Source organism: Chromatiales bacterium (assembly GCA_020445605.1).
Classification (GTDB): Bacteria; Pseudomonadota; Gammaproteobacteria; order JAGRGH01; family JAGRGH01; genus JAGRGH01.
The window spans coordinates 1-21,057 of the sequence record JAGRGH010000010.1 but is presented as its reverse complement, the minus strand read 5'-3'; the positions used below and the strand labels follow the sequence as shown (position 1 = coordinate 21,057).

Annotated in this window: 18 protein-coding genes and 1 tRNA gene; 5 read left to right on the top strand and 14 right to left on the bottom strand. The window is 62.8% G+C overall.

What is annotated here, in order from left to right:
* Positions 1-194: 194 nt before the first annotated feature.
* The gene (locus KDG50_02075) at positions 195-512 is read left to right on the top strand and encodes a hypothetical protein (protein MCB1864189.1); all 318 of its coding nucleotides are present in this window, start codon (positions 195-197) and stop codon (positions 510-512) included.
* A 28-nt stretch (positions 513-540) separates the two neighbouring features.
* On the opposite strand, the gene KDG50_02070 is transcribed toward KDG50_02075, so the two are convergent.
* Both KDG50_02070 and KDG50_02065 read right to left on the bottom strand, forming a co-directional pair.
* Positions 541-957, bottom strand: a complete 417-nt coding sequence (locus KDG50_02070) for a nuclear transport factor 2 family protein (protein MCB1864188.1) — start codon at positions 955-957, stop codon at positions 541-543.
* 13 nt (positions 958-970) lie between these two features.
* A complete protein-coding gene (locus KDG50_02065; protein MCB1864187.1) occupies positions 971-1,837 on the bottom strand; it encodes a hypothetical protein in 867 nt (288 codons plus the stop codon).
* Between the two features lie 204 nt (positions 1,838-2,041).
* Here KDG50_02065 and KDG50_02060 point away from each other — a divergent pair, with 204 nt between their 5' ends.
* A complete protein-coding gene (locus KDG50_02060) occupies positions 2,042-3,544 on the top strand; it encodes a rhomboid family intramembrane serine protease (protein MCB1864186.1) in 1,503 nt (500 codons plus the stop codon).
* A gap of 3 nt (positions 3,545-3,547) precedes the next feature.
* On the opposite strand, the gene KDG50_02055 is transcribed toward KDG50_02060, so the two are convergent.
* The gene (locus KDG50_02055) at positions 3,548-4,813 is read right to left on the bottom strand and encodes a hypothetical protein (protein ID MCB1864185.1); all 1,266 of its coding nucleotides are present in this window, start codon (positions 4,811-4,813) and stop codon (positions 3,548-3,550) included.
* A gap of 236 nt (positions 4,814-5,049) precedes the next feature.
* Here KDG50_02055 and KDG50_02050 point away from each other — a divergent pair, with 236 nt between their 5' ends.
* The gene (locus KDG50_02050; protein MCB1864184.1) at positions 5,050-5,856 is read left to right on the top strand and encodes a phosphotransferase; all 807 of its coding nucleotides are present in this window, start codon (positions 5,050-5,052) and stop codon (positions 5,854-5,856) included.
* 13 nt (positions 5,857-5,869) lie between these two features.
* Here KDG50_02050 and KDG50_02045 read toward each other — a convergent pair whose 3' ends face one another.
* From KDG50_02045 to KDG50_02035, 3 genes are all read right to left on the bottom strand, one after another.
* The gene (locus KDG50_02045) at positions 5,870-6,538 is read right to left on the bottom strand and encodes a class I SAM-dependent methyltransferase (protein MCB1864183.1); all 669 of its coding nucleotides are present in this window, start codon (positions 6,536-6,538) and stop codon (positions 5,870-5,872) included.
* Positions 6,539-6,812: 274 nt separating this feature from the next.
* Positions 6,813-7,607 (bottom strand): hypothetical protein, encoded by a 795-nt coding sequence (locus KDG50_02040; GenBank protein MCB1864182.1) that lies wholly within the window; start codon positions 7,605-7,607, stop codon positions 6,813-6,815.
* Positions 7,597-10,335, bottom strand: a complete 2,739-nt coding sequence (locus KDG50_02035) for an MMPL family transporter (protein ID MCB1864181.1) — start codon at positions 10,333-10,335, stop codon at positions 7,597-7,599. Before KDG50_02035 ends, KDG50_02040 begins: the two co-directional genes overlap by 11 nt.
* 162 nt (positions 10,336-10,497) lie before the next feature.
* On the opposite strand from KDG50_02035, the gene KDG50_02030 reads away from it, so the two are divergent.
* Positions 10,498-11,694, top strand: coding sequence for an OmpA family protein (locus tag KDG50_02030; GenBank protein ID MCB1864180.1), 1,197 nt, complete (start codon positions 10,498-10,500; stop codon positions 11,692-11,694).
* Between the two features lie 472 nt (positions 11,695-12,166).
* On the opposite strand, the gene KDG50_02025 is transcribed toward KDG50_02030, so the two are convergent.
* From KDG50_02025 to KDG50_02000, 6 genes are all read right to left on the bottom strand, one after another.
* Positions 12,167-12,604 (bottom strand): hypothetical protein, encoded by a 438-nt coding sequence (locus KDG50_02025; GenBank protein ID MCB1864179.1) that lies wholly within the window; start codon positions 12,602-12,604, stop codon positions 12,167-12,169.
* A 367-nt stretch (positions 12,605-12,971) separates the two neighbouring features.
* A complete protein-coding gene (ychF, locus tag KDG50_02020; GenBank protein ID MCB1864178.1) occupies positions 12,972-14,063 on the bottom strand; it encodes a redox-regulated ATPase YchF in 1,092 nt (363 codons plus the stop codon).
* A 56-nt stretch (positions 14,064-14,119) separates the two neighbouring features.
* Positions 14,120-15,595 carry a mannose-1-phosphate guanylyltransferase/mannose-6-phosphate isomerase gene (locus tag KDG50_02015; GenBank protein ID MCB1864177.1) on the bottom strand — a complete coding sequence of 492 codons (1,476 nt, stop codon included), beginning with the start codon at positions 15,593-15,595 and terminating at the stop codon, positions 14,120-14,122.
* A gap of 30 nt (positions 15,596-15,625) precedes the next feature.
* Positions 15,626-16,231 (bottom strand): ankyrin repeat domain-containing protein, encoded by a 606-nt coding sequence (locus KDG50_02010; GenBank protein MCB1864176.1) that lies wholly within the window; start codon positions 16,229-16,231, stop codon positions 15,626-15,628.
* A gap of 347 nt (positions 16,232-16,578) precedes the next feature.
* On the bottom strand, positions 16,579-17,232 hold the full coding sequence (locus tag KDG50_02005) for a class I SAM-dependent methyltransferase (protein MCB1864175.1): 654 nt from the start codon (positions 17,230-17,232) through the stop codon (positions 16,579-16,581).
* A gap of 197 nt (positions 17,233-17,429) precedes the next feature.
* Positions 17,430-18,944, bottom strand: coding sequence for a hypothetical protein (locus KDG50_02000; GenBank protein MCB1864174.1), 1,515 nt, complete (start codon positions 18,942-18,944; stop codon positions 17,430-17,432).
* Here KDG50_02000 and KDG50_01995 point away from each other — a divergent pair.
* A complete protein-coding gene (locus KDG50_01995) occupies positions 18,927-19,172 on the top strand; it encodes a hypothetical protein (GenBank protein MCB1864173.1) in 246 nt (81 codons plus the stop codon). The genes KDG50_02000 and KDG50_01995 overlap by 18 nt on opposite strands.
* Before the next feature lie 66 nt (positions 19,173-19,238).
* On the opposite strand, the gene KDG50_01990 is transcribed toward KDG50_01995, so the two are convergent.
* Together KDG50_01990 and KDG50_01985 are read right to left on the bottom strand one after the other, a co-directional pair.
* Positions 19,239-20,567 (bottom strand): DEAD/DEAH box helicase, encoded by a 1,329-nt coding sequence (locus KDG50_01990; protein ID MCB1864172.1) that lies wholly within the window; start codon positions 20,565-20,567, stop codon positions 19,239-19,241.
* 304 nt (positions 20,568-20,871) lie between these two features.
* A tRNA-Thr gene (locus tag KDG50_01985) sits at positions 20,872-20,947 on the bottom strand.
* Positions 20,948-21,057 lie beyond the last annotated feature (110 nt).

The window sequence follows — 21,057 nt, the reverse complement described above, 5'->3', positions numbered from 1 at the left end:
CCGTCCGCGCAGCGGGCGTCACGACGCTCAGGCGGCCGGACCATGGACTTGAATGGAAATCTTCATGGCGAGCAGTTTACGAACCGAGGCGCCAGAACAAAGTCGATAATTTAGATATTTGTCATAGCATATCGTCGATGAATTGCGGCCAACGGGAGGTTCCTGGCCCGATTCATCCTTCACTCGGACGGCAATTGACCGGACACGACGCACCGGCTAATGACGCCCCTGCCCGGACCACTGCGGTCGGGTCAGAGTTTCCCGGGGCACAGAATCGTACGACCATCTTCGACGGCGGCCAGCGTTTGAAGATCAGGAAAACCCTGAACAACGCGGAGTTTCCCGCGGCACAAGAAAGTGCCGCCATTTTCGGTGACTGCAGGCCGTTGAAAATGCAAGAAAGCGAAAAATCGCACGTTTTCGGTTTCGCCGCACAGGCAATCCTGGATGGATTGATCAGAGGTTCCGTACAGAAGACGAAAAACCCTGCCAGCCTGATTCTGTTGCCCTGACAAGTCAGACGGCTCGATCAGGGCTTCCCTATGGCGTCGTGCACGCAATTGCACGTGCAGTGTCATACAACTCAAAAAAATCCGTTATCTTTCCGTCGCGCATCGTTACAAGATCGACCTTGGGGGTTTCGAGTTCCTTTCCGGTCGCCCTGTGGCGCCAGCCACAACTGCCAATGGCAACCACGCGATCGCCCTGCGCGACGTACTCATCGATCGTGTAGTGGAGCATCTCCCAGTCCGCGGCAAGTCCCTGGAAGTATCGCAGCATGTCTTCCTTGCAATTGCATTCCGTGGTGAATGCCATTCCGTCCAGGCCATTCGCCAGCGACCGGAAGCGGATGTCTTCGGCAATCAGCCCTAGCCAGCTGTCAAAGGCCTGTTCGCGATTCACATTCCAGTGGTCGTAGCCCGCCTTCAGGATCGCGACATTCTCGGACTCACTCATATCAGTCTCCCTGTCAGTTGAACCGTGTGCGCCCCAGCGCCCTCATTGCGAGCAGACCGAGCACGAAAAACCCCCACGCGGGCGGCGCGGCAAGCGGTGTGAACGCGACGAACGCGCCGTCGTTGAGGGTCGCCGTCGGCGCGCCCCAGCGATTCTGAACAGTTCCACCGGAGGTGACACCGTAGATGCTCACCCCGGTCGCGGTCGGTTGATTGCGATAGAAATACAGCAGGCCGTCGGCCGGGTTGTGCCAGGCGGCGCCGAATGCAACGCCAGAGCCCATGATCGCCGCACTGTCCGTGCGCACGCCCGTCACCGGATTCAAAGTGGCCAGCTGGCCCTGGGTATCCGCGCCATACAGCAGACCTGTCGCAGGATTGAAGGCCCAGTCGGCGACATAGCCGACATCGCCGCTGATGGCGATCTGGCTCATGGTGTTGGTCAGGAAACTGTACATGAACAGCGCGGTGTTGTTCGTCGACAGGTACAACACGTCGTCAAGGTTGTTGACATCGCCGGCGTCGTAGCGTGTACCTGCGTTCCAGCCTGGTGCACCCGCGAAATTCGGACTCAGCTTCGCGCCTGCAAGCATGGCGGTCGTCGGATCGATACGAACGACCAGGCCGGTGTTGCCGGTTTCAATCAGTTCAAGCCCGTAAAGAAAGCCATCGTCGCGCCAGCCCATCGCGTTGTACTCGAACGCGGCGGTGCCGATCGGCCCCAGGGTGGTGTCCGTGGCCATCCAGCCAGAACCCGGCGCCGGTGACGCCAGGGTAACCGTGCTCAGATCGCCGAACCGCTCGACCGGATTGCCCGTCAGCTCGCCCTGCATCACCATGGGCAGGGCCCACGCCAGCCGTGACGCCGGCGCCAACAGCATCACCAAACCTAATGACATCAAGCGCGGAAAATGCATGCTCAGGGCATGTGAGAGACCCGGCGTCCCGGGCCAGATTGCCGTCTAGGGTGAGCCAAGCGGTTTGGGCTTTCAAGCCGGGCCGGTAGAAGCGGGCACTCGGCTGCGCTGTCTGGCAGTCGACCTTGCGCCCCTCGCGCCTGCCCCCGACAATGCGGCGACCGTGCCATGCGACGGCGCGGCCACCGGATTTACGGCGTCAGCAAGCCCGAGGAACAAGGACCACACGTGCTGATCATCCCGTTTGACCGTCAGATCGACTGGAAGCATCCGCCGGTCGCCACCCTGTTGCTGGCGCTGATCAACATCCTCATCTACTTCGGCTGGCAGTCCGGGGACAACGAGCGGCTCAGCGACGCGCTCGACTACTATCACGAATCCGGGCTGGCCGGGATCGAGCGCGACGCCTACAAGACCTATCTCGGTGCGCGCGGGCTGCCCCTGCCGGAAATCTTTCCCAATGCAAAAGCAGCCGCCGGCGCCGACGAACCCCCGCTGTTCGCGTGGAGCTGGTGGGCCATCCACGACGACGACTTTCTCGGAGCCGTTGAAGGGGGCCAGCTGATCCGGCCAGACTCCGCCCAGTATCGGCGCTGGCGGGCGCTGCGTGAACAGTTCGACGGAATGATGGCAGGAGTCGTCTACCGCGAATACGGACTCAAAACCATCGCGGTTCGACCCGTGGAACTTGCCGCACACATGTTCCTGCATGCCGATGTCATGCATCTGTTTGGCAACCTGTTCTTTCTGATTGCAGTCGGCTTTCTCGTCGAACGCACCTTCGGTTCGGTTGCGTATCTGCTGTGCTATCTGCTGGCGGGGCTGGGTTCGGCAGGCTTCGATTTCCTGCTGAATCCCGCTGACCGGGTGCCGGGCATTGGCGCCTCGGGTGCAATCTCCGGGCTCATGGGCATGTATGCCGTGCTGTTCTGGACCCGCAAGATCCGGTTTTTCTACTTTTTCTTCGTCGTGTTTGGTTTTGCGATGTTGCCGGCGATCACGCTGTTGCCGCTGTGGATCGCCAACGAGGTGTACCAGCTTTTCGTAAACACCGAATCGAACATCAATTATGCCGCGCACCTGGGCGGTCTCGTCACGGGCGGCGTCATCGCCGCGGGCGTGCGCCGGCTGCTGCCATCGTTTTCACTTGCACACATCGATGAGGAGGACGACCGCAAGGAATTCGACCGCGAACTCGACACCGCCGTGGCACTGTGTGAAAAGCTGGAATACCGCAGCGCTCGGCCGACCCTGGCGCGGCTGCATGCACGACATCCCGACGATGAACGAGTGCTCTACCACCTGCATCAGTGCAGCCGCATGGACCCTTCCAGCGACGAGTATCACCGCCTGAGTCAGCAAATCCTTGCACTGCCGGGACACGACCCCCACACCGACGCCTGGGTGCTGGAAACGTTTCGAGAATACATCGAACGTGCCAGACCGCTTCCACGTCTGGGCACCACCCTCGTCGCCCAGTTGGCCGGACGCTTCACCGAAACCGGCGAACTGGACGAGGCCGAACGCCTGATCGTGAATCTTGCGAAAAAACTGGGGCGCACCGAACAGGTCGCGGCACTGGCCGCCGCCCTCGGCCGCAAGCACATGCAAAGCGGCGATCGCGAGCGCGGTGGCAAGCTGATTGCCTATGCCGAAAAGGCGCGCGCCTGAGGTCTACTTCACCGCCGCGTCGCGCAGCGCCGTCGCGAGCTGAAAAGCCTCATTGCATCGCGGATGGTTCGCGTAGTTCGCCACGACAAAATCAAGCAGGCGGATGGCCAGATCGTCACGATCGAGCTTGTCGCTGAGCACCATCGCCGCATCCAGATAGATTTCCGCAACCTCGTTGTCGTTCAGAAACCGCTTGTGAAGATTGCGGGTCAGGCTCACCGCGAGTTTGTGCTCGCCCACGGCATTCAGCGCGTTGGCGAGCGCGCGATACAACCCCGGCTTACGCAGCGCGAAATCAGGATTGCCGGCCACGAGGTCACGATAGACCGCGGCGGCCATGCCGACGCCCCCTGACTCGAGCAGGACCGGAATGATGGACCGCGCATAGCGCAGTTTTTCGGTCTCCGAGCCACTGGTCATGAGCAGCGCGCAGACCTTGCGTTGCAGCTTGTTGTCGGCCGGGTCTTCGGCAGCCAGCGAAAGTAGCTCGGCCTTGGCGGCATCGGTCAGGCCGCGATCCATGTACGAGTAGAACAGCCCCAGCCGCGCCTCCGTCCCTTCATCCGTGGAAGCGGTCTTCGCGCGCTGCTCGATGCCGAAGTCCTCGTGATGCTCGTACAAGAGATAGCCCATCATGTGATATGCCAGCACGGCGAAGAACAGACTGATCATCATCGCGGTGGCGATCTGGCCACGCGTGCCGAGATGCGCGAGCAGGAATCCCATCAGGTTCTCCTCGCCCATGTACACGACGAGCAGCAGCCCGTACAGCGCAAGGTAGGACCAGCCCACGCGCACGACCATCGCAACGAGCATCGCCGGATTCACCGCCGCCACGAAGCTGTTCGTGGATGCCAGCACCATGGTCATCGCCGGCTGCAGGAACAGCCCGATCACCACGACCACCCCGGCCAGTCCAACGAGTCCCTGTGACGCCAGTCCGCCGACAATGCCGCCGAACAACACGTAGATGAAGATCTGCTTGAAGACCAGTTCGTAGTGTTCGTTCAGAACATCACCGGTCAGGCCCGGTGGACGCATCTCGCCCTCCGAGGTCTGGATCAGGACCTCAAACGCGTACTTGGTCATCAGCGCATAGACGATGATCAGTACCGCAAAAAACGGCAGGATGGCCGTCACGGCGCCAACCACGGCGTAAAGGATCAGCGGCACGGGAGAAAGCGCATAGCGGAAAAACGCCGGAATGCGGTTCCAGAACGGTTCGATCCGTTGCGGGGCAATACGCTGACGTGCAGATGACGATGACATCCGTGACTCTGGAGCTTGTGTGTCGGCCCCGAATCAGGGACCGGAACGGGACCCAACGACAGGTGCCGGGGCAGGCGCATCGAGATCATAGCAGCCCTACAAGCGCAGGCGACCATGCAGTCGTTCAGGCGTCATATGGGTGGGACAGGCGCCGCCATCGAGGCGCCCTCGGGTATGATTCCGCCTCCCGCGGTCGCGCTGTTGTGCGCCCTGTCGACCTATCAGACCGAACACCCATGCCGGCCATCCTCGAACCGTTCATCGACCGCGCGTACTTCGCCCGCTACGGGATCGCACCCGAGAGTCTGTTTGAGCGCCTGTGGCAGCACGACAGCGACTGGGTGGAGCCACCGAACAAACGCCGCGGCGGCTGGAGTGGTGTCTACCGGCTCCATCTCAAAGGTCACGCCGGCAGCCCGGCGGACACGCTCTACGTCAAGGTGCAACATGAGCATTACACCTCGTCGTTTCTGGGCATCGGCCGCGAGCCGACACTGAACCGGGAGAAGCGCATGCTGGGCAACGCCGCACAGGCCGGGGTCCATGTGCCGGAATGTGTGTTCTTCGAAATCCGCGGCGCCGAAGCATTGATTGCGACCCGGGAATTGAAAGGCTTTGTTGCGCTCGATGAAATACAGCGGCAGTTCGAGTGCGGCGCGCTTTCGCGCGCCGACCTGCGCAGGCTGACCAACGCCGCCGCGCAGCAGTTGGCGATCCTGCATGCGGCCCGCATCCAGCACAACAAGCCCAGCGATCAGCACGTCATGGCCAACCCGCACACCGGTGAGGTTGCGATCATCGACTGGGAGATGGCGCGGTTCGGGATCCGGCGCGGCTACACGATGCTGCGCGACGTCGGCATCCTCGCGCGCAACACCCTGTGGGTGTCACCGCGCGAGCGCGCGAGCTTTCTACGCCGTTATCTCGGCATCGAACGACTGGATGCCCGGGCCAAGATCCTGTTCCGCCGACTGGCGGCACGCGTCGAGCGCAAGGTCAACGCATCAGAGGCAAGACGGCAACGCCGACGTTCCGCGGGCTAGATGCGCGAGCAAATCAGGCCGCCGGTTTGCGCAATACGTAAAAACGCCACATCGACAACCCGGGCAGCACGTCGAAGTGTCCGGCGATCGAAAAGCCGGCCGCGCGACACTCCGCCTCGATCGCCCCAGGCTCCAGCACCGCAGTGTGCAGATGCGCAGACTTGGGCCGTACGGCGGCCTGGCGCAGCCGTCGGCTGGCCTGCCGGTTGCCAGTCACCCACAGCGACATCACCACCGAATCACGGCTCACACGCGCGAACTCGCGCAGGATCTGCATGCGGTCGGCCGACTCGGTAATGTGATGGATCAGGCGCATGCACAGAATGCCATCGACACTCGCATCGGCGAGCCCGATCTCAAACGCAGAGGTCTGAAAGATTCGCTCAATGCGCGCAACGACCTCCGGCGGCTGGTTCTCGCGCGCCGACTGCAACATGCCCTCGTTCACATCCGCGGCGAGCACCCTGCGAGCCGGGTCCTCCAGCAACACCGGCCAGAAGCGCCCTGCGCCACAGGGCAGATCGAGCACCACTGCGGGATTGCCTGCCAGCACCAGCCCCTTGCGCGCGAGCTGCAGCTCACGCCAGTTGGTCAACCGCCGGCGAAGGCCCTTGCGGTGCTTCTCGAAATACTTCTGCGAATGCTCGCGATCGTATTTCCTGGCGAATTCGAGTTCTTTCATGCGGGGATGCCTGCCTCCAGGTCGCAGGGTTGCGCCGGACGGCCCGGCATCATACTCCAATGGCCCCCCGTCGCCGCACCCCTGCAAGCTGAAAAAGCTGTCGCATTCTTAACAGGCTGTTGAAATTCTATTTTGAACAGCCTGTTAGCACGAGACAGGGACGTGTCGCCCGAAAATCGAACGCACAAGTGTTTGATTTTCGTGAGCAACCGAAAACCGCGCTTTTCGGTTGCGACGTTGAAAAGGCCATGGATGGGCCTTTTTCAACAACCTGTTAAGGCAATCCAAGGCCCGGCAGCGCAAGCGGCTGCGGCAGGCTGACGCCCTCCAGCAGCGCGAATGGCGCGCCATGGGCCGGACGCCTCAGCGGCACGATGACCGGTCGCGCGCCGGCTACCGGTCCGATCGGCAGAATTCTTAGCAGAACATCGTTGTGCTTGTCGCCATCCACATCTGCGCAGTAGGCCGACATCACCCGGAAGCCCGGGGCAGCCGGATCGCGCGAACACACCAGTTCATCGCCGCGCCGCGCAATGTAGCCGCGAAACACGCCATTGCGTATTTCACAGGGGCCGGTCTCGCCGACGCTCTTGCGCACGCCCAGAAATCCGAACACGGGGCTCAGCTGAACACAGTCGGCGCCCAGCGCTGCCGCGCAGGGCTGCACGACCGGCAGCATCGCAAGCGGCGAGTTCATGAAGTCGTAGGCGGTCACGAAATCGTTGTCGGCATGGCGCGCCGCCTGTCCGATGATCGATGCGTACACGCAGTCGTTGTCGACTTTCGTCCACACGCGCCGTTCGACCTGCGTTCCGTATTGCCACGCGCCACCAGCCAGTGCCGCGCGCGCGGCAGTGCAGTCCGCGGGTACGCGATACAGATGTCTCTCTTCACTGGAAACAGGCAGCGTCACCTCGTATTCGGCGACGCGCCGTCCACTGTAGGGTTCGGCGAACTGTGCCGGGCTCGCGCCGAGCGGCTCGGCCCCCTGGGGGTTCGCATGCAGCGGGCCAGCCGCCAGCAACATGGCGCCAAGGGCCGCACCAGATGACCAGGCATCAATTTTCATCAGGATTCTCCTGCGCCTTTGCAGGGCCGGTGTATTCACGATCGATCAGCCGCAACAGCCGTCGGCTCGCCGTTTCCGCAAGATTTACGAACAACTGCGAGGTGAAATAAGGGTGCCAGCGTCGGTTGTTCTCTATGCTATCGCGCGTCAGCGCCAGAAGCCGGCTGTCCGCCACGGCCACGGCGCGCGCGTGACGCGGTTCGTTCGCGAGCAGCGCGATCTCGCCCAGCAGATCGCCGGGCCCGAAACGGGCCACCACCTGCTCACCCTCGCCGACCGGCAGGCGCGACTCGAAGGCGCCCTCGAGCACGAGATACATCGCGTCGCTGGAGTCACCCACCGCATACACCATATCGCCCGCGCGCTGGCGCCGGATCGCGCCGGATGCGATGAATCGGCGGATCTGCCAGTCGCTGAGCCCTTTGAACGCCACGCTGCTGCGAATGACCTCCTTGATCTCCGGAACCGAAAGCAGATCCCACAGGGTGACAACGCGCAACGACGCAATTGCCAGCGGCAGCACCACGAAGTTGGCGACCAGCGCGACACTGATCGCCAGCGCACTGAGGATGCCGAACTGGCGCACCGGCAGAAACTCGGACTGCGTGAACACGAGAAACCCGGCGACAAGCGCGGCCGAGGTCGCAATCATCGGCAGCGCCTCGCTCTGGATCGTCGTGTGGATCGCGCGCGCGAAATCGCCCTGGGTTTTCAGGCGTTCGTTGTAGCGCAGCATCAGGTGCATGGTCCCGTCGACCGCAATGCCGATCGTGATCGCCGCGGCCATCGTCGTGCCGATATTCAGCGGAATGTCGAACCAGCCCATCGCGCCAAACAGCACGATGACGGGAAACAGGTTCGGCAGCGCCGCGATCAGGCCCACGCGGATGTCGGCGAACATCAGCGCCATCATGAACACGATGGCTGCCAGCAGCACACCGACGGACTGCAACTGCCCGCGAATCATCGCATGCGTGGACGACAGCGACAGCACGGACGGGCCGGTGATATGCCAGTCGAGGCCGCGGTCGAGTTCCGTCCCCAGATAGGCCGCGATATCGCGCAGGAACGCCCGCAATTCGCGCTCGTCGGTAAGACGGTGTCTGATCAACACCCGCGCGCTGCTGTAGTCCTCCGACACATAGCCCCGCACATGCGAGTAGTCGAGGAACAGCATCAGCTCATTGACCTCCGCGTCGGTCTGCGGAATGCGGGGCGTTTCGAATTCCTGAAACGCCGCGTTCAGCAGCGCAAGATAGTCCGCGAACGAGGTCGTGGAGCGGCTGCGGCCTGTGCCTTCGACAAACGTCTGAAGTTTCTTCAGTTCGTCGACATAACGCGCCTTCAGAAAAGTATCCTGGATTCGCGCATCGACGACAATGGAAACCGTCTCCATGCCGGCGAGGTTTTCGCTGACCAGGCGAAACTGTTCGCGCGACTGTGAATCCGGCGGCAGGGTCTCGACCGGATTGCCGTTGATGGAGATTCGCGGCACACCGATGGCCGCGGCCACCGTGAGACCGATCATCAGCGCGACGACGACATGGCGCCCCATGCGCAGATGCCGGCAATACGTCCGCGCGATGCCGAACTCGTGCCGGGCCAGAAACGGTGAACGGCCATCAAGGCGCCAGCGGCCGATCAGCTTCAGGATCGCGGGTATCAGCATGATCGTCGCAATGAAGTTGAACAGCAGTCCGGCCGCGGCCACCAGCCCGAACTGCTGCAACAGCTCCACGCCGCCGAACGCCACGGACAGAAAGCCCATGAAGGTCGTGACGAAAGTCAGCAAAACAGTGCGGCCCATGCGTCTCGACATGTCGCCGATCGCCGCGTCGACATTGCGGCCACGTCGCTGCGCGAAGCGAAACTCAGCGAGCAGATGCACGTCTTCGGTCGAGCCGATGATGATCAGCAGGATCGGCACCATGGAGGTGACGATGTTCAGCGGGATCCCCGCCGCGCCCATGAGTCCGAGGGTCCACAGAATGCTCACCGCCGAGGTCATCAGTGGCACGAGCACGTCGACGACCTGACGGAGCGAGATGAACAGCGTCAGCAACAGGGCACCGACGGCCCAGGGCAGCAGACGACCCTGCTCCGCACGGATGCGTTCGGCGATCTCCAGACGCACCTCGGGATAGCCGATGACGAACGCCTGCGCATAGATCTCGCGCAAGGGTGCTATACGCTCGTCGAGCGTGAGCGCGATGTCCTCGTCCGCGCTGCCGTCGTCGCGCAGCACGATCGCAGCGGCGATCACCCGTCTGTCCACCGACAGCAGCACGTCGCGCAGAAACGCGTTGTTCAGCGCCTTGGTGTGAATCTCATCCGCGGCGGCCTGCGTTTTCGGCAGTTCCTTGAGATACGGCTCCTTGGTGATGAAGCCGTCGACGGTGCGCACCTCGGGAATCGAAAACAGGCTGTCGACCCGCTCGACGAAGGGCAGCGCCTCAATCGCGCTGATGGCCCTTTGCAGAACCTTGAGGCGTTCTGGGTCGAGCGCCGCGTCGTCAGCGAGGTACAGAAGTGCTACGCGCTCCTCGCCAAACCGTCTGGAAATCTCCTCGTAGTAGCTGCGCTGCGGGTCGCCACGGACCAGCAACTCGTCCGCGCCGATGTATACCCGGACGTCGCCGAGCCTGGTCGCGGCCAGCACGCACAGGGCGAACAGCGCGAACAGCGTCCACCAGGGATGCCGGGCAAACCGCAGCAGCAGGGATTCCATCGGGCTATTCTATTGCAACGGAACCCCCAACGATTGGAGCGCCCCAGGTGATGAAACCCGTGCCGGGCAGCAGGTTACCCCGCAGCACAAGGTGCCGGGGGACACCGGGAAACTCAGAGCGTGGCTTGCGTGGCAGCGTCTTCCCTCGAAGGAAACTCTGAATTGTCAGAGTTTCCCGCGGCACATGGATGTGCCGCCATTTTCAACGGATGTAAGACGTTGAAAATGAGAGAAAACGAAAAATCGCACTTTTTCGGGCTCAAAGCTCTGGCAATCCGGGATGGATTGACCAGAGTTTCCCTAACGGCTCAATTCAATCGCGATCTATATTACGGGAAGCTGTTCTTTGAGGCGGTTTTTCTGGATGACATTTTTTTTGCAGGTATATCATGTGCTGAGAAAGTCGCTGTTGATGGTTCAATTCTGGTTGCGGAGGACTGTATGCGCGGGACGTTGTTTCAGTTTTTGTCGATTCTGGTGTGCTTGGCGTCGCAGCCGGTTCTGGCTGCCAAACCCGACAAATCCGACCACCCCCTGGTTGCGCCCTATGCCGGTTCAACTGTCTATAGCAAAGACGTAAAACAGTATGATGAGTACCGTGTCTTCAAGGGCTGGGACAAAGAAGCAAAACAGTACAATACCGAGAAATTGGAAGGAAAGGTAACCAAGCTACTGTACAAGAATCCGAAGGAACGTTCGGTGCTGGAAATCTACCGTAATTATGAGGTAGCCCTGAAGAAGGAGGGTGTCGAGATTCTCTATCAGTGCAATCAGGCCGACAAGGAATGCGTCGATGGCTACGTCGGGGCACATCTGCGGCAGCAATTCGCCATTGCCTCGATTGGCAACCAATCCGGCCGCTACGTATTCGCAAAGCTGGATCAGGGCGATCAAATCGCGTACCTGGTTCTCGCCGTGGGCGACAACAACACCGACGTGCATGTCGTCGAAATGAAAAAGATGGACACCGGCATGGCCACGCTGAATATGGCGGCGCTAACTGAAGACCTCGACAAGCAGGGTTATGTGGTGGTGGAAGGTATATTTTTTGACACGGACAAGACCGATCTCAAGCCGGAATCAAAGCCCGCGCTCGACGAAGTCGCAAAGCTCCTGAACGAGCGTGCCGACCTGAAACTCTATGTGGTCGGGCATACCGATATGCAGGGCAGTCTTGCACACAACATGAGTTTGTCGGAAGGTCGCGCCAAGTCAGTCGTCAAGGCGCTGATGGCAGAATACCGGATTGATGGCGCGCGGCTGGAAGGCAGGGGCGTCGGTCCGCTTGCACCGGTGGCGACTAATGCGTCCGAAGGCGGTCGCGCAAGCAATCGTCGGGTGGTGCTGGTGCAGCGCTGAAACCTATCGGCGGTTGCGGGCAGAACATCAATGCCTGAGCCAAACAGCCATAGCGCACGGTCGCCTCACCCAGCCAGCCAAGGAAGGCCGCGTAGTCGGAATCCTCGAAGAACACCGGCTCGCGACTGTGGCCACGCCCGACGACATGGACCGGCACGCCGGGCAGATGGAACCTTGGTTTTCGTGGCATTTACCCCCCCCCCACTTCGCAGCAGAAACGGGGTCGTAACACCTGCGGCAAGCGAAGGAAACTCTGATCAATTCAGAGTTTCCCGTGGCACAGGGACGTGCCACCATTTTCAATGTGCGCCAGCCATTGAAAATGGTAAGAAAACGAAAAACCGCGCTTTTTCGTTTTCGTCGCTCTGTTAATCCAGGATGGATTAATCAGAGCTTCCCTAATCAAAGTGCTGACGCCTTACTGCTGTACCGCGGGACGTTCTGCTGACCCGCCAACTGGCGGGCAGGCGTCTCAGGCCGCTTCGGCCTCGACCCGGCGCACCAGGGGATAGAGCTTCTCGGTCTCGTCCTGGATGCGGCTCAGGACCATCTCGAACATCTCCTCGGTCTCGCGGCGAAACGCGTCGTAGTCGTGGATGTTCAGGGCGTGTTTCTTGCGCACGCACCACTTCTTCAGATACGCGCCGAAGATGCGCTTGATCTCGACCTCGCCGGACATGAACAGTCGCGCGGTGTTCGAGACCTTCTTGTCGCCATGCACGAGCAGTTTCGCGTACAGGGTGCGGTCCTCGAGTTCAAGGTGTTCATGAACCAGATCGACATACTCGAAAAACAGCCGGCTCGTGACCGAGGTATCGCACATGCCGCGCTCGGCGAGCAGGTAGCTCAGCACGGTGCTGAGCTCTGTGATCTTGTGGTTGTGGGTATTCAACTCGTCGAAGGTGATCATGTTCCCGACACTCCTCGTGGATCAGCCATGGACCGCGCGCTCCGGGCCGCAACGGAAATCGCGGATCGGCGCCTTCTCCAGAATATAGCCCCGGAAATGTGCCGGAAAGCAGACCTGAATCAATACCCGCGCCGATTCCGGAGTCGAGGAAGGCCCTGACCGCCCCTTCCGGGCCGGCTCAGAGCTTCCCTGGAGAAACTCCGAACAATTCAGAGTTTCCCGCGGCACAGGGAAGTGCCGCCATTTTCAACCGATGTAAGACGTTGAAAATGAAAGAAAACGAAAAATGACACTTTTTCGGGCTCAAAGCTCTGGCAATCCGGGACGGATTGATCAGAGCTTCCCTAGATAATTGTGGGACAGGCCACTAGTTGTTGAACCGGAAGTGCATGACATCGCCGTCGGCGACGACATAGTCGCGGCCCTCGAGCCGCCACTTGCCGGCCTCCTTGGCACCGGTCTCCCCGTTGCAGGCAATGAAGTCCTCGTAACCGATCACCTCGGCCCGAATGAAGCCACGTTCGAAGTCCGTGTGGATCACGCCGGCCGCCTGCGGCGCGGTCGCACCGATGGGAATGGTCCAGGCACGGACCTCCTTCGGCCCGGCCGTGAAATAGGTCTGAAGCCCAAGCAGTGTCTGTCCGGCGCGTGCGAGCCGGTCCAGCCCGGGCTCCTCCTGGCCCATGGACTGCAGGAACTCCGCGCGTTCGGCGGCATCCAGTTCCACGAGTTCAGCCTCGATCGCCGCGCTGATCACGACGACCGCAGCGCCCTCGCCCGCGGCATGCGCACGCACGCGCTCGACGAACGGGTTGTGATCGAAGCCGTCCTCGGCCACGTTCGCGGCATACAGCACGGGCTTCGCGGTCAGCAGGTGGAACTCGTAGAGCAGCGCGCGTTCGTTGTCGTCAACGGCCAGCGCACGCACCGGCGCACCGGTGTTCAGATGATCGCGCAGACGCTCGAGCAGCGCCTTGCGGGCGATCGCGAGCTTGTCCTGCGCCTTGGCCTGACGCACGGCCTTGTAGAGCGCCTTTTCGACACTGTCCAGATCGGCCAGCGCGAGTTCGGTGTCGATGACCTCGATATCCGCGAGCGGATCGATTCGCCCGGCGACGTGGATCACATCGTCGTTTTCGAAACAGCGCACGACATGCACGATGGCATCGGTCTCGCGGATGTTCGCGAGAAACTGGTTGCCCAGCCCCTCACCCTTCGACGCGCCGGCAACCAGCCCGGCGATGTCCACGAACTGCATGGTCGAGGGCAGCACCTGCGTGGGCTTGACGATTGCAGCAAGCCGGTCGAGACGCGGATCGTTGACCGGCACGACGCCGATGTTCGGCTCGATCGTGCAGAACGGGTAGTTTTCCGCGGCGATGCCCGCGCGCGTCATCGCATTGAACAGCGTCGACTTGCCGACGTTCGGCAGGCCGACGATTCCGCATTTGAATCCCATGGGGTGTCTCTCGGAGGCTGGTTGCACTCGCCACGGTGAGACGTGGCGATTGGAGTTCAGTCGTCGCTATTGCGCTTGTAGCGGTCTTCGATGCGCTCGATGTCATCTTCACCAAGGTAGTCGCCCGACTGCACCTCGATGATGTCGAGCGGTTGACCGGTGCGATTTTCGAGCCGGTGCACCGCGCCGACCGGCAGGTAGGTCGACTCGTTCTCGTGGAGATCGAACACGCGTTCGTCGCAGGTCACCGTCGCGGTACCGCGCACGACCACCCAGTGTTCGGCTCGATGTCTGTGCTTCTGCAGCGAGAGTGCGGCGCCCGGTTTCACGCTCAGGCGCTTCACCTGGAAGCGCGAGCCGTGATCGAGTGATTCGAAACTGCCCCACGGCCGATGCACGCAACGCGGCAGTTTCGCCTCCTCGCGTCCGTTCGCGTCGAGCCGTGTGACGAGTTTCTTCACGTCCTGCGCGCGATCGCGATGCGTGACCATCACGGCGTCGGGCGTCTCGACGATGACGAGGTCTTCCACGCCGACGGCCGTGACCAGCCGGTGTCCGGCGATCACCAGGTTGTTCTGCGCGTCCTCGACCAATACATCGCCGCGTTTCACATTGCCGGCGGCATCGTGTTCACCGATGCGCCAGAGCTGTGACCACGAGCCGATGTCCGACCAGCCGGCATCCAGTGGCACCACCACGGCGGCGTCACCGCCGGCGATGTGTTCCATGACGGCGTAATCGATCGAATCCGACGGACAGGCCGCAAATGCCGTGCGGTCAACGCGGGCGAAATCGCCATCGATCACGGCTGCGGCGTGCGCGGCACGGCAGGCGGCGTCGATCTCCGGGCGGAACCGCGCGATCTCCTCGAGCCAGCGGCTTGCGCGCATCATGAAGATGCCGCTGTTCCAGAGATATTCGCCGCTGGCGACGTAGGCCTGCGCATGCGCGGCGTGCGGTTTCTCGACAAACGCGGCGAGACCGAACGCATCGGCGCCCTCCAGCGAGTGGCCGACGCGGATATAGCCGAAGCCGGTTTCCGGCGCGTCCGGGACGATGCCGAAGGTCACCAGCCGACCGGCGGCGGCGAGCCGTGCGCCGGTCTCGACCGCGGCGCGAAAGGCCCGGCCATCGGCGACGACGTGGTCGGCCGGCATGATCAGCAGCACCGGATCGCCGGTCTCGGCGACCAATGCGGCGATCGTCGCGGCCGGTGCGGTGTTGCGGCCTACGGGCTCCAGCCAGATCCCGGCGCTGCGCCGGCCGATGCTGCGCAGCTGCTCGGCGACGAGAAACCGGTGCTGCTCGTTGCAGATCACCAGCGCATCGCGCAGGCCAAAGGCCGGGTCGAGCCCGTCCAGTCGTTCCAGCGTGCGCTGCAACAGCGTGTGCGGCGCACCGTCCACGGCGAGAAACTGCTTCGGAAACAGCGCGCGCGACAGCGGCCACAACCGCGTGCCGGAGCCGCCCGAGAGCAGCACCGGCGCGATATCGATGCGCTCGGGTTGGGAGTCTGTTTGGGTCGAGGTCATGAATTGGATCCGGCCATGCGCCGGATTTCGTCAGCTGCCGCCCTGACGTTGCAGGAGACTGTACAGGTAATTGTCGCCGTTTTGCAGTGCAATATCGGCAGGCCTGCGGCCGTCGGCATCGGTGGCATTCAGGTCCGCGCGTTCGGCCACCAGCGCCCGCACGACGAGTCGGTCACCATTGACCACGGCAACGTGCAGCGGGGTCTCGCCGCGGTCGTTCTTCGCATTGATCTTCGCGCCGCGTTGCAGCACGAGGTCGAGCAGGCGTCGATCCGGCAGGCCCTGTGCCGCGACCACGAACAGCAGCGCGGTTGGATCGTCCTTCGCGCCACCGTCGAACAGCGCGCGCGCCGCGGCGAGGTGTCCGGCCCGTGCGGCCAGCACCAGCGGCGTGTCGCCGAGCGAATCGCCCAGGTTCGGATCGGCCCCGCCGGCCAGCAGCTTCTCGACGATCGTCGAGCGGCCCGCGGCCGCCGCCCGGTGCAGCACCGTCTGACCGCGCACGTCGCGCTCGTTGAAGTCGCTGCCCCAGGCGACATGACGGAGGACCTGATCGAGATTGCCCATCTCGACCGCGCGGTACAGCGACATCGTCGGCTCGGCCGGACGTCCGCAGGCCGCGACGGAAGACGCCATGACCGCCACGAGCACAACTCGCAGTACGTGTTTGCAGCAGAGGGAACGCAAAGTCATGGATGTGGGCGAGAACACGGGCTCGATCTCCGCGCCGGTATTGTCCCTGATTGGACCTACGGTTGCAGGGTATTCGGAGCGGCAGGCCCCGCGCCGTCCGCACCCTGGCGTTCCTGGCCGAGCGGGATGCTCGCCGAAATCCGGGTGCTGCAATCAATTGCCGAAGCCATCAGCCCGGGCATGCAAGATACGTAACCACGAACAGATCCACAGTGTCGGCTTCAACGCGGTCGTTCGTCACGGCTGCGGCGGTCACCGCACGCTGCAGTCTCTCCGTCGTTGCGTTGCGCTCACCGCCGCTGTGCCCGGATGCAGGCGTAGTTCTGCGCCGAGGTCGGATGCTCGATTTCCTCCTCGAACATCGACAGACACCGAGGCTGCAAAAAACCCGCATGGTCCAGCAGTTTCAGATGGCTGGACACATACAGACGCCCCGCTTCGAAATCCTGTCGTGCAGCGTCGGGTTTGATGAAGTCGCCGTTGATCAGCAGGCCGCTGGATTCCAGCGCACGGTACGCCCGTTCGTAGACGACGCGGATGTTTTCCTCGCTACCGAGATCGTGCAATGCCCAGGTGGAGACGACCGCGTGAACCGGCCGGGGTGTGGCTTCTTCCCAGGCCTCCTCGACAAGATCGGCTTGCAGGTAGCTCACGCGTGACGGAAATTGCTGAAGTCTTTCCCGTGCAATCCGCAACATCGGCGTCGAGAAATCGATCCCGCAATAACGGATGCCCGGCATGCGCTCCAGCAGGTGGCTCGCCAGATAGCCCGGGCCAAGTCCCAGCTCGACGACGCACGCATCGGGCGGGATTCGCTCGGCAAGCTCGGCGCTGATCAGCGCAAACAGGCGGCGGCGCTCAGGGGTCGGCACGAATCGCTCCGACCACCCGATGGCGTATTCCTCGCTGTGGAACTCATGCTCGGCGCCGACAACGTTTGTCACCGACGGACCCCCGTAAAACACTATGGAAGCTCTGACCAGTCCGTCCCGGATTGCCAGAGCGTTGAGCCCGAAAAAGTGTCATTTCCCGTTTTCTCTCATTTTCAACGTCTTACATCCGTTGAAAATGGCGGCACCTCCCTGTGCCGCGGGAAACTCTGAATCGTTCAGAGTTTCCCTATACCGGATGCCGTTCCGGGCTAGCCATATGCCCGGCGACTGGTCGCCTGCCGCGGCAGCGCGAAGCGTTGCAGCCGGCGCACGTACCACTGGATTTCCTCTGCCGGCAACGGTTGCTCAGCAAGGCGCAGCGTGCGAACCAGATACGGATCGAGCCCCTTGAGCGCCCCGGCATCGTGGTATTGCCGTGCCTCACCGGTGAACTTCAGGTTCTCGATCGGCCGCAGGTTGTTCAGCCGGCAGCTCGTCAGCACGTCGCCGGCAAACGCGTTGAAGTGACCTTCGGTGATCAGGTTGTAATAGCGCACCGGTTCGTGAACGACCGTCTTGGAAACCAGCGTGGCCATCTCACCCGTGCTGGTCAGCGTGCGGGTCCCCAGCGGGGTTTCGTCATCCATGCATGGCGTGAAGCGCCCGGCCTGCTGGTTGAAGATGCGGTGCTGAAGGATCGTGCGCAGTTCCGAACCGTTCGAGAACCGCAGCAGATTGTATCGGTCGGTGAGTTCAGTGACTTTGATCCACGCGGGTTTCGCCGAAGCGAACTCGCCCTTGTCGAAATCCCACACCAGCAGATCATCGTCATAGCCAATCCGTTCGACCGGAACCAGATCACCCGAGGCGAGCCGGATCAGGGTCCCTTCCGCGACGCAGATATTGCTGGTCTTGCCGCTCGACGCTGTCGAATACACCGTTCCGCAGACCGTATGGTAGAAACCCACCGCGGTGAACGTTTCAAACCCGTAGTGGCCATTGATGATGAACGACTTGTTGGTCTGCGGCGCCTGCAGCGTTGAATCCCAGACGAAGGTTGGCTCGCCTCCATCGGTGATGGAGGTCGGCGGAACGGTCATCAGGATGCCGGCGCCGATCCCCGGCACATCCAGGCTCGTGACCGTCAGCTGACATTCGCCGTCGCCGTCCATACTGGTTCCGGACAGATCCAGGCAGTTCAGGCTGACCGTCGTGGTGACCGTGACCGGACAGAGGTCCATGGCGTCTGCGCCGTCCGCGCCGGGCGGACCGGCAGGGCCGGGTGCGCCGTCCGCGCCGGGGGGGCCGGGGATGCCCTGAGCACCATCGGCTCCCGGGGCTCCCGGAGCACCAGGCGCTCCAGGGGCACCAGGCGCGCCTGCGGCGCCGGGCGGACCTGGCGCTCCAGGCGCTCCGGGGGGGCCTGCCGGACCGGCGGGGCCTGCTGGACCCGCTGCACCGTCCGCTCCAGTCGGGCCTGCGGGACCTTGCGGGCCCTGAGGTCCTGCCGGGCCCTGCGGACCAGGGGAAATGCTGTCGATGGCGGTTTCGAGCGCGTCGAAGTTCTCATTGAACTTGGCCGCGTCGATGATTTCGCCGTTTGCAAAGGTGTGGGGGACTGAGGTCTGTGCGCAGACCATCGTGGAGATCGCGCTACTGACCGCGACCGCGAGAACTCGAAGCTTCATCGACCGGACTCCCCCTGTTTGTACGTTTCGGGGTAGAGTCTCGCACAGGTCGCAAAAACGAACCAAATTGGAGCGCCAATGAGCAGATCGCCCCACTCACGCTGGCTGGTCGTCGCCGGCCTCGCCCTCGCAAGCGCCGGCGCAGCGGCCCACATCTTTCCCTTGTTCGGGGACGCACGATTCGGGCTGGCCGTATTCGGCGGGGTCCCCGAAGCGGTTCCCGCCTACTCCATACCGGGGCTGGCGCTGATCGCGGCCGGACTGTCGCTCATCGCCGCCTGTGCCTATCGCGGCCGACGTATCCGCCCCGGCCGAACCAAGTGACCCTTCCGAACCGGACCTGAAAGCTCGCGAAGCCCGAGCGTCCGCGGCCGTTGGACAGCGGATCCCTCAGTGCGCGGTCGCCGGTGCTCTGCGCCGGCGGACGCGGCGTCTGCGCGGCGGGGCATTCGCCGCTCCATCGCCTGAGCGCGGCTGCGATGCGTGATTCCGGTTGCCGCCCTGACCTGCACCCGCGCGAGCCTGACGTCCACCGTTGCCAGGGCGCCCCCGGTGGTCGGGGCGGACATCAGGGTCCGGCCCATCGTCGCCGGTGGGCGCGAAACCCGGAACCAGACGCAGATCGATCGTGCGCTTGAGCAGCCGCTCGATGTCCTTCAAGAAACCGGACTCATCCCCGCTGACCAGGGAATGGGCCATGCCGTTCTCACCGGCGCGGCCCGTGCGGCCGATGCGGTGCACGTAATCCTCGGGGACATTCGGCAGCTCGTAATTCACCACCCGGGGCAGACGATCGATATCGAGGCCACGGGCGGCGATGTCCGTCGCAATCAGGGCCTGGATGTTGCCGGCCTTGAAGCCTGCCAGCGCGGAGGTGCGCGCCCCCTGGCTCTTGTTGCCGTGGATGGCCGCGGTGCGGATGCCGTCCTGCTCCAGCTGCTGGGCGAGCCGGTTCGCACCGTGCTTGGTGCGCGTGAACACCAGCACCTGATGCCAGTTTCCGTCGCGGATCAGATGCGAGAGCAGCTCGCGTTTGCGCTTGCGGTCCACAAGGTGCACCACCTGCGCCACGGTCTCGGCGGCGGTATTGCGACGCGCGACCTCGATCAGCGCCGGGTTGTGCAGCAGCGAGTCGGCGAGGCGCTTGATGTCGTCGGAATACGTCGCCGAGAACAACAGGTTCTGGCGCTGCGCAGGCAGCAGGGCCAGCACGCGACGAATGTCATGAATGAAGCCCATGTCCAGCATGCGGTCGGCCTCGTCCAGCACGAGAATCTCCACCTTGGACAGGTTCACCGCGCGCTGGCTGGCGAGGTCGAGCAGCCGCCCGGGCGTCGCCACCAGAATGTCCACGCCCCTGCGCAGTTTGTCGATCTGCGGGTTGATGCCCACGCCGCCGAACACCACCGCGTGGCGCAGGGCGAGGTTCTGCCCGTAGGTGGCGACACTCTCGGCCACCTGTGCGGCCAGTTCGCGGGTCGGCGTCAGGATCAACGCGCGGGGAAAACGCAGCGGTCCGCGCCCATCGTCCAGGCGTTGCAGCAGCGGCAGCGTAAAGGCCGCCGTCTTGCCGGTGCCGGTCTGCGCGCCCGCGAGCACGTCGCGACCGGCCAGCACGACCGGAATCGCCTGCGCCTGGATGGGGGTCGGAATGGTGTAACCCTGGGCGGCAATCGCGCGCAGGAGTTCGGCCTTGAGGCCAAGAGAATCAAAGGACATCAGAGAAAGCTACCGTTGGCCGCCGCGGCGGCAGTAAAGACTAGGGAGGGGGATGAGGGATCTTTGTCGGGGGAATGGTCAGCGGCTGCGTTCAGCCAGACCGTGAGCGGGTATTGTACACCGGAACGGGCGCTGATCGCCTCAGCGCTCTCGCTGATCACCGCGAGTGCCGATTGCACCCTAGGCCGCCAACCGAGCCAAGACTTTACAACTCATTGGCGAGCAGTAAGCCTTGATTACGCGAATCGAGCGGGAAGCCCCCCCAGACGTTTTAGGAGGCTGTTGAAACTCATTTTAGAAGATCTGGAGCTGGCGACAGGAATCGAACCCGCGACCCACTGATTACAAATCAGTTGCTCTACCGACTGAGCTACGCCAGCGTTCTTCGCAACACCGCAGTGCTGGTTTACGTCCCTGTAGCTTTGCCCAGCCTTTCATCCCTGAAAGGCGTTCGCGGCTTCGGAAGCCATCTATATGGCTTCCGATGGCC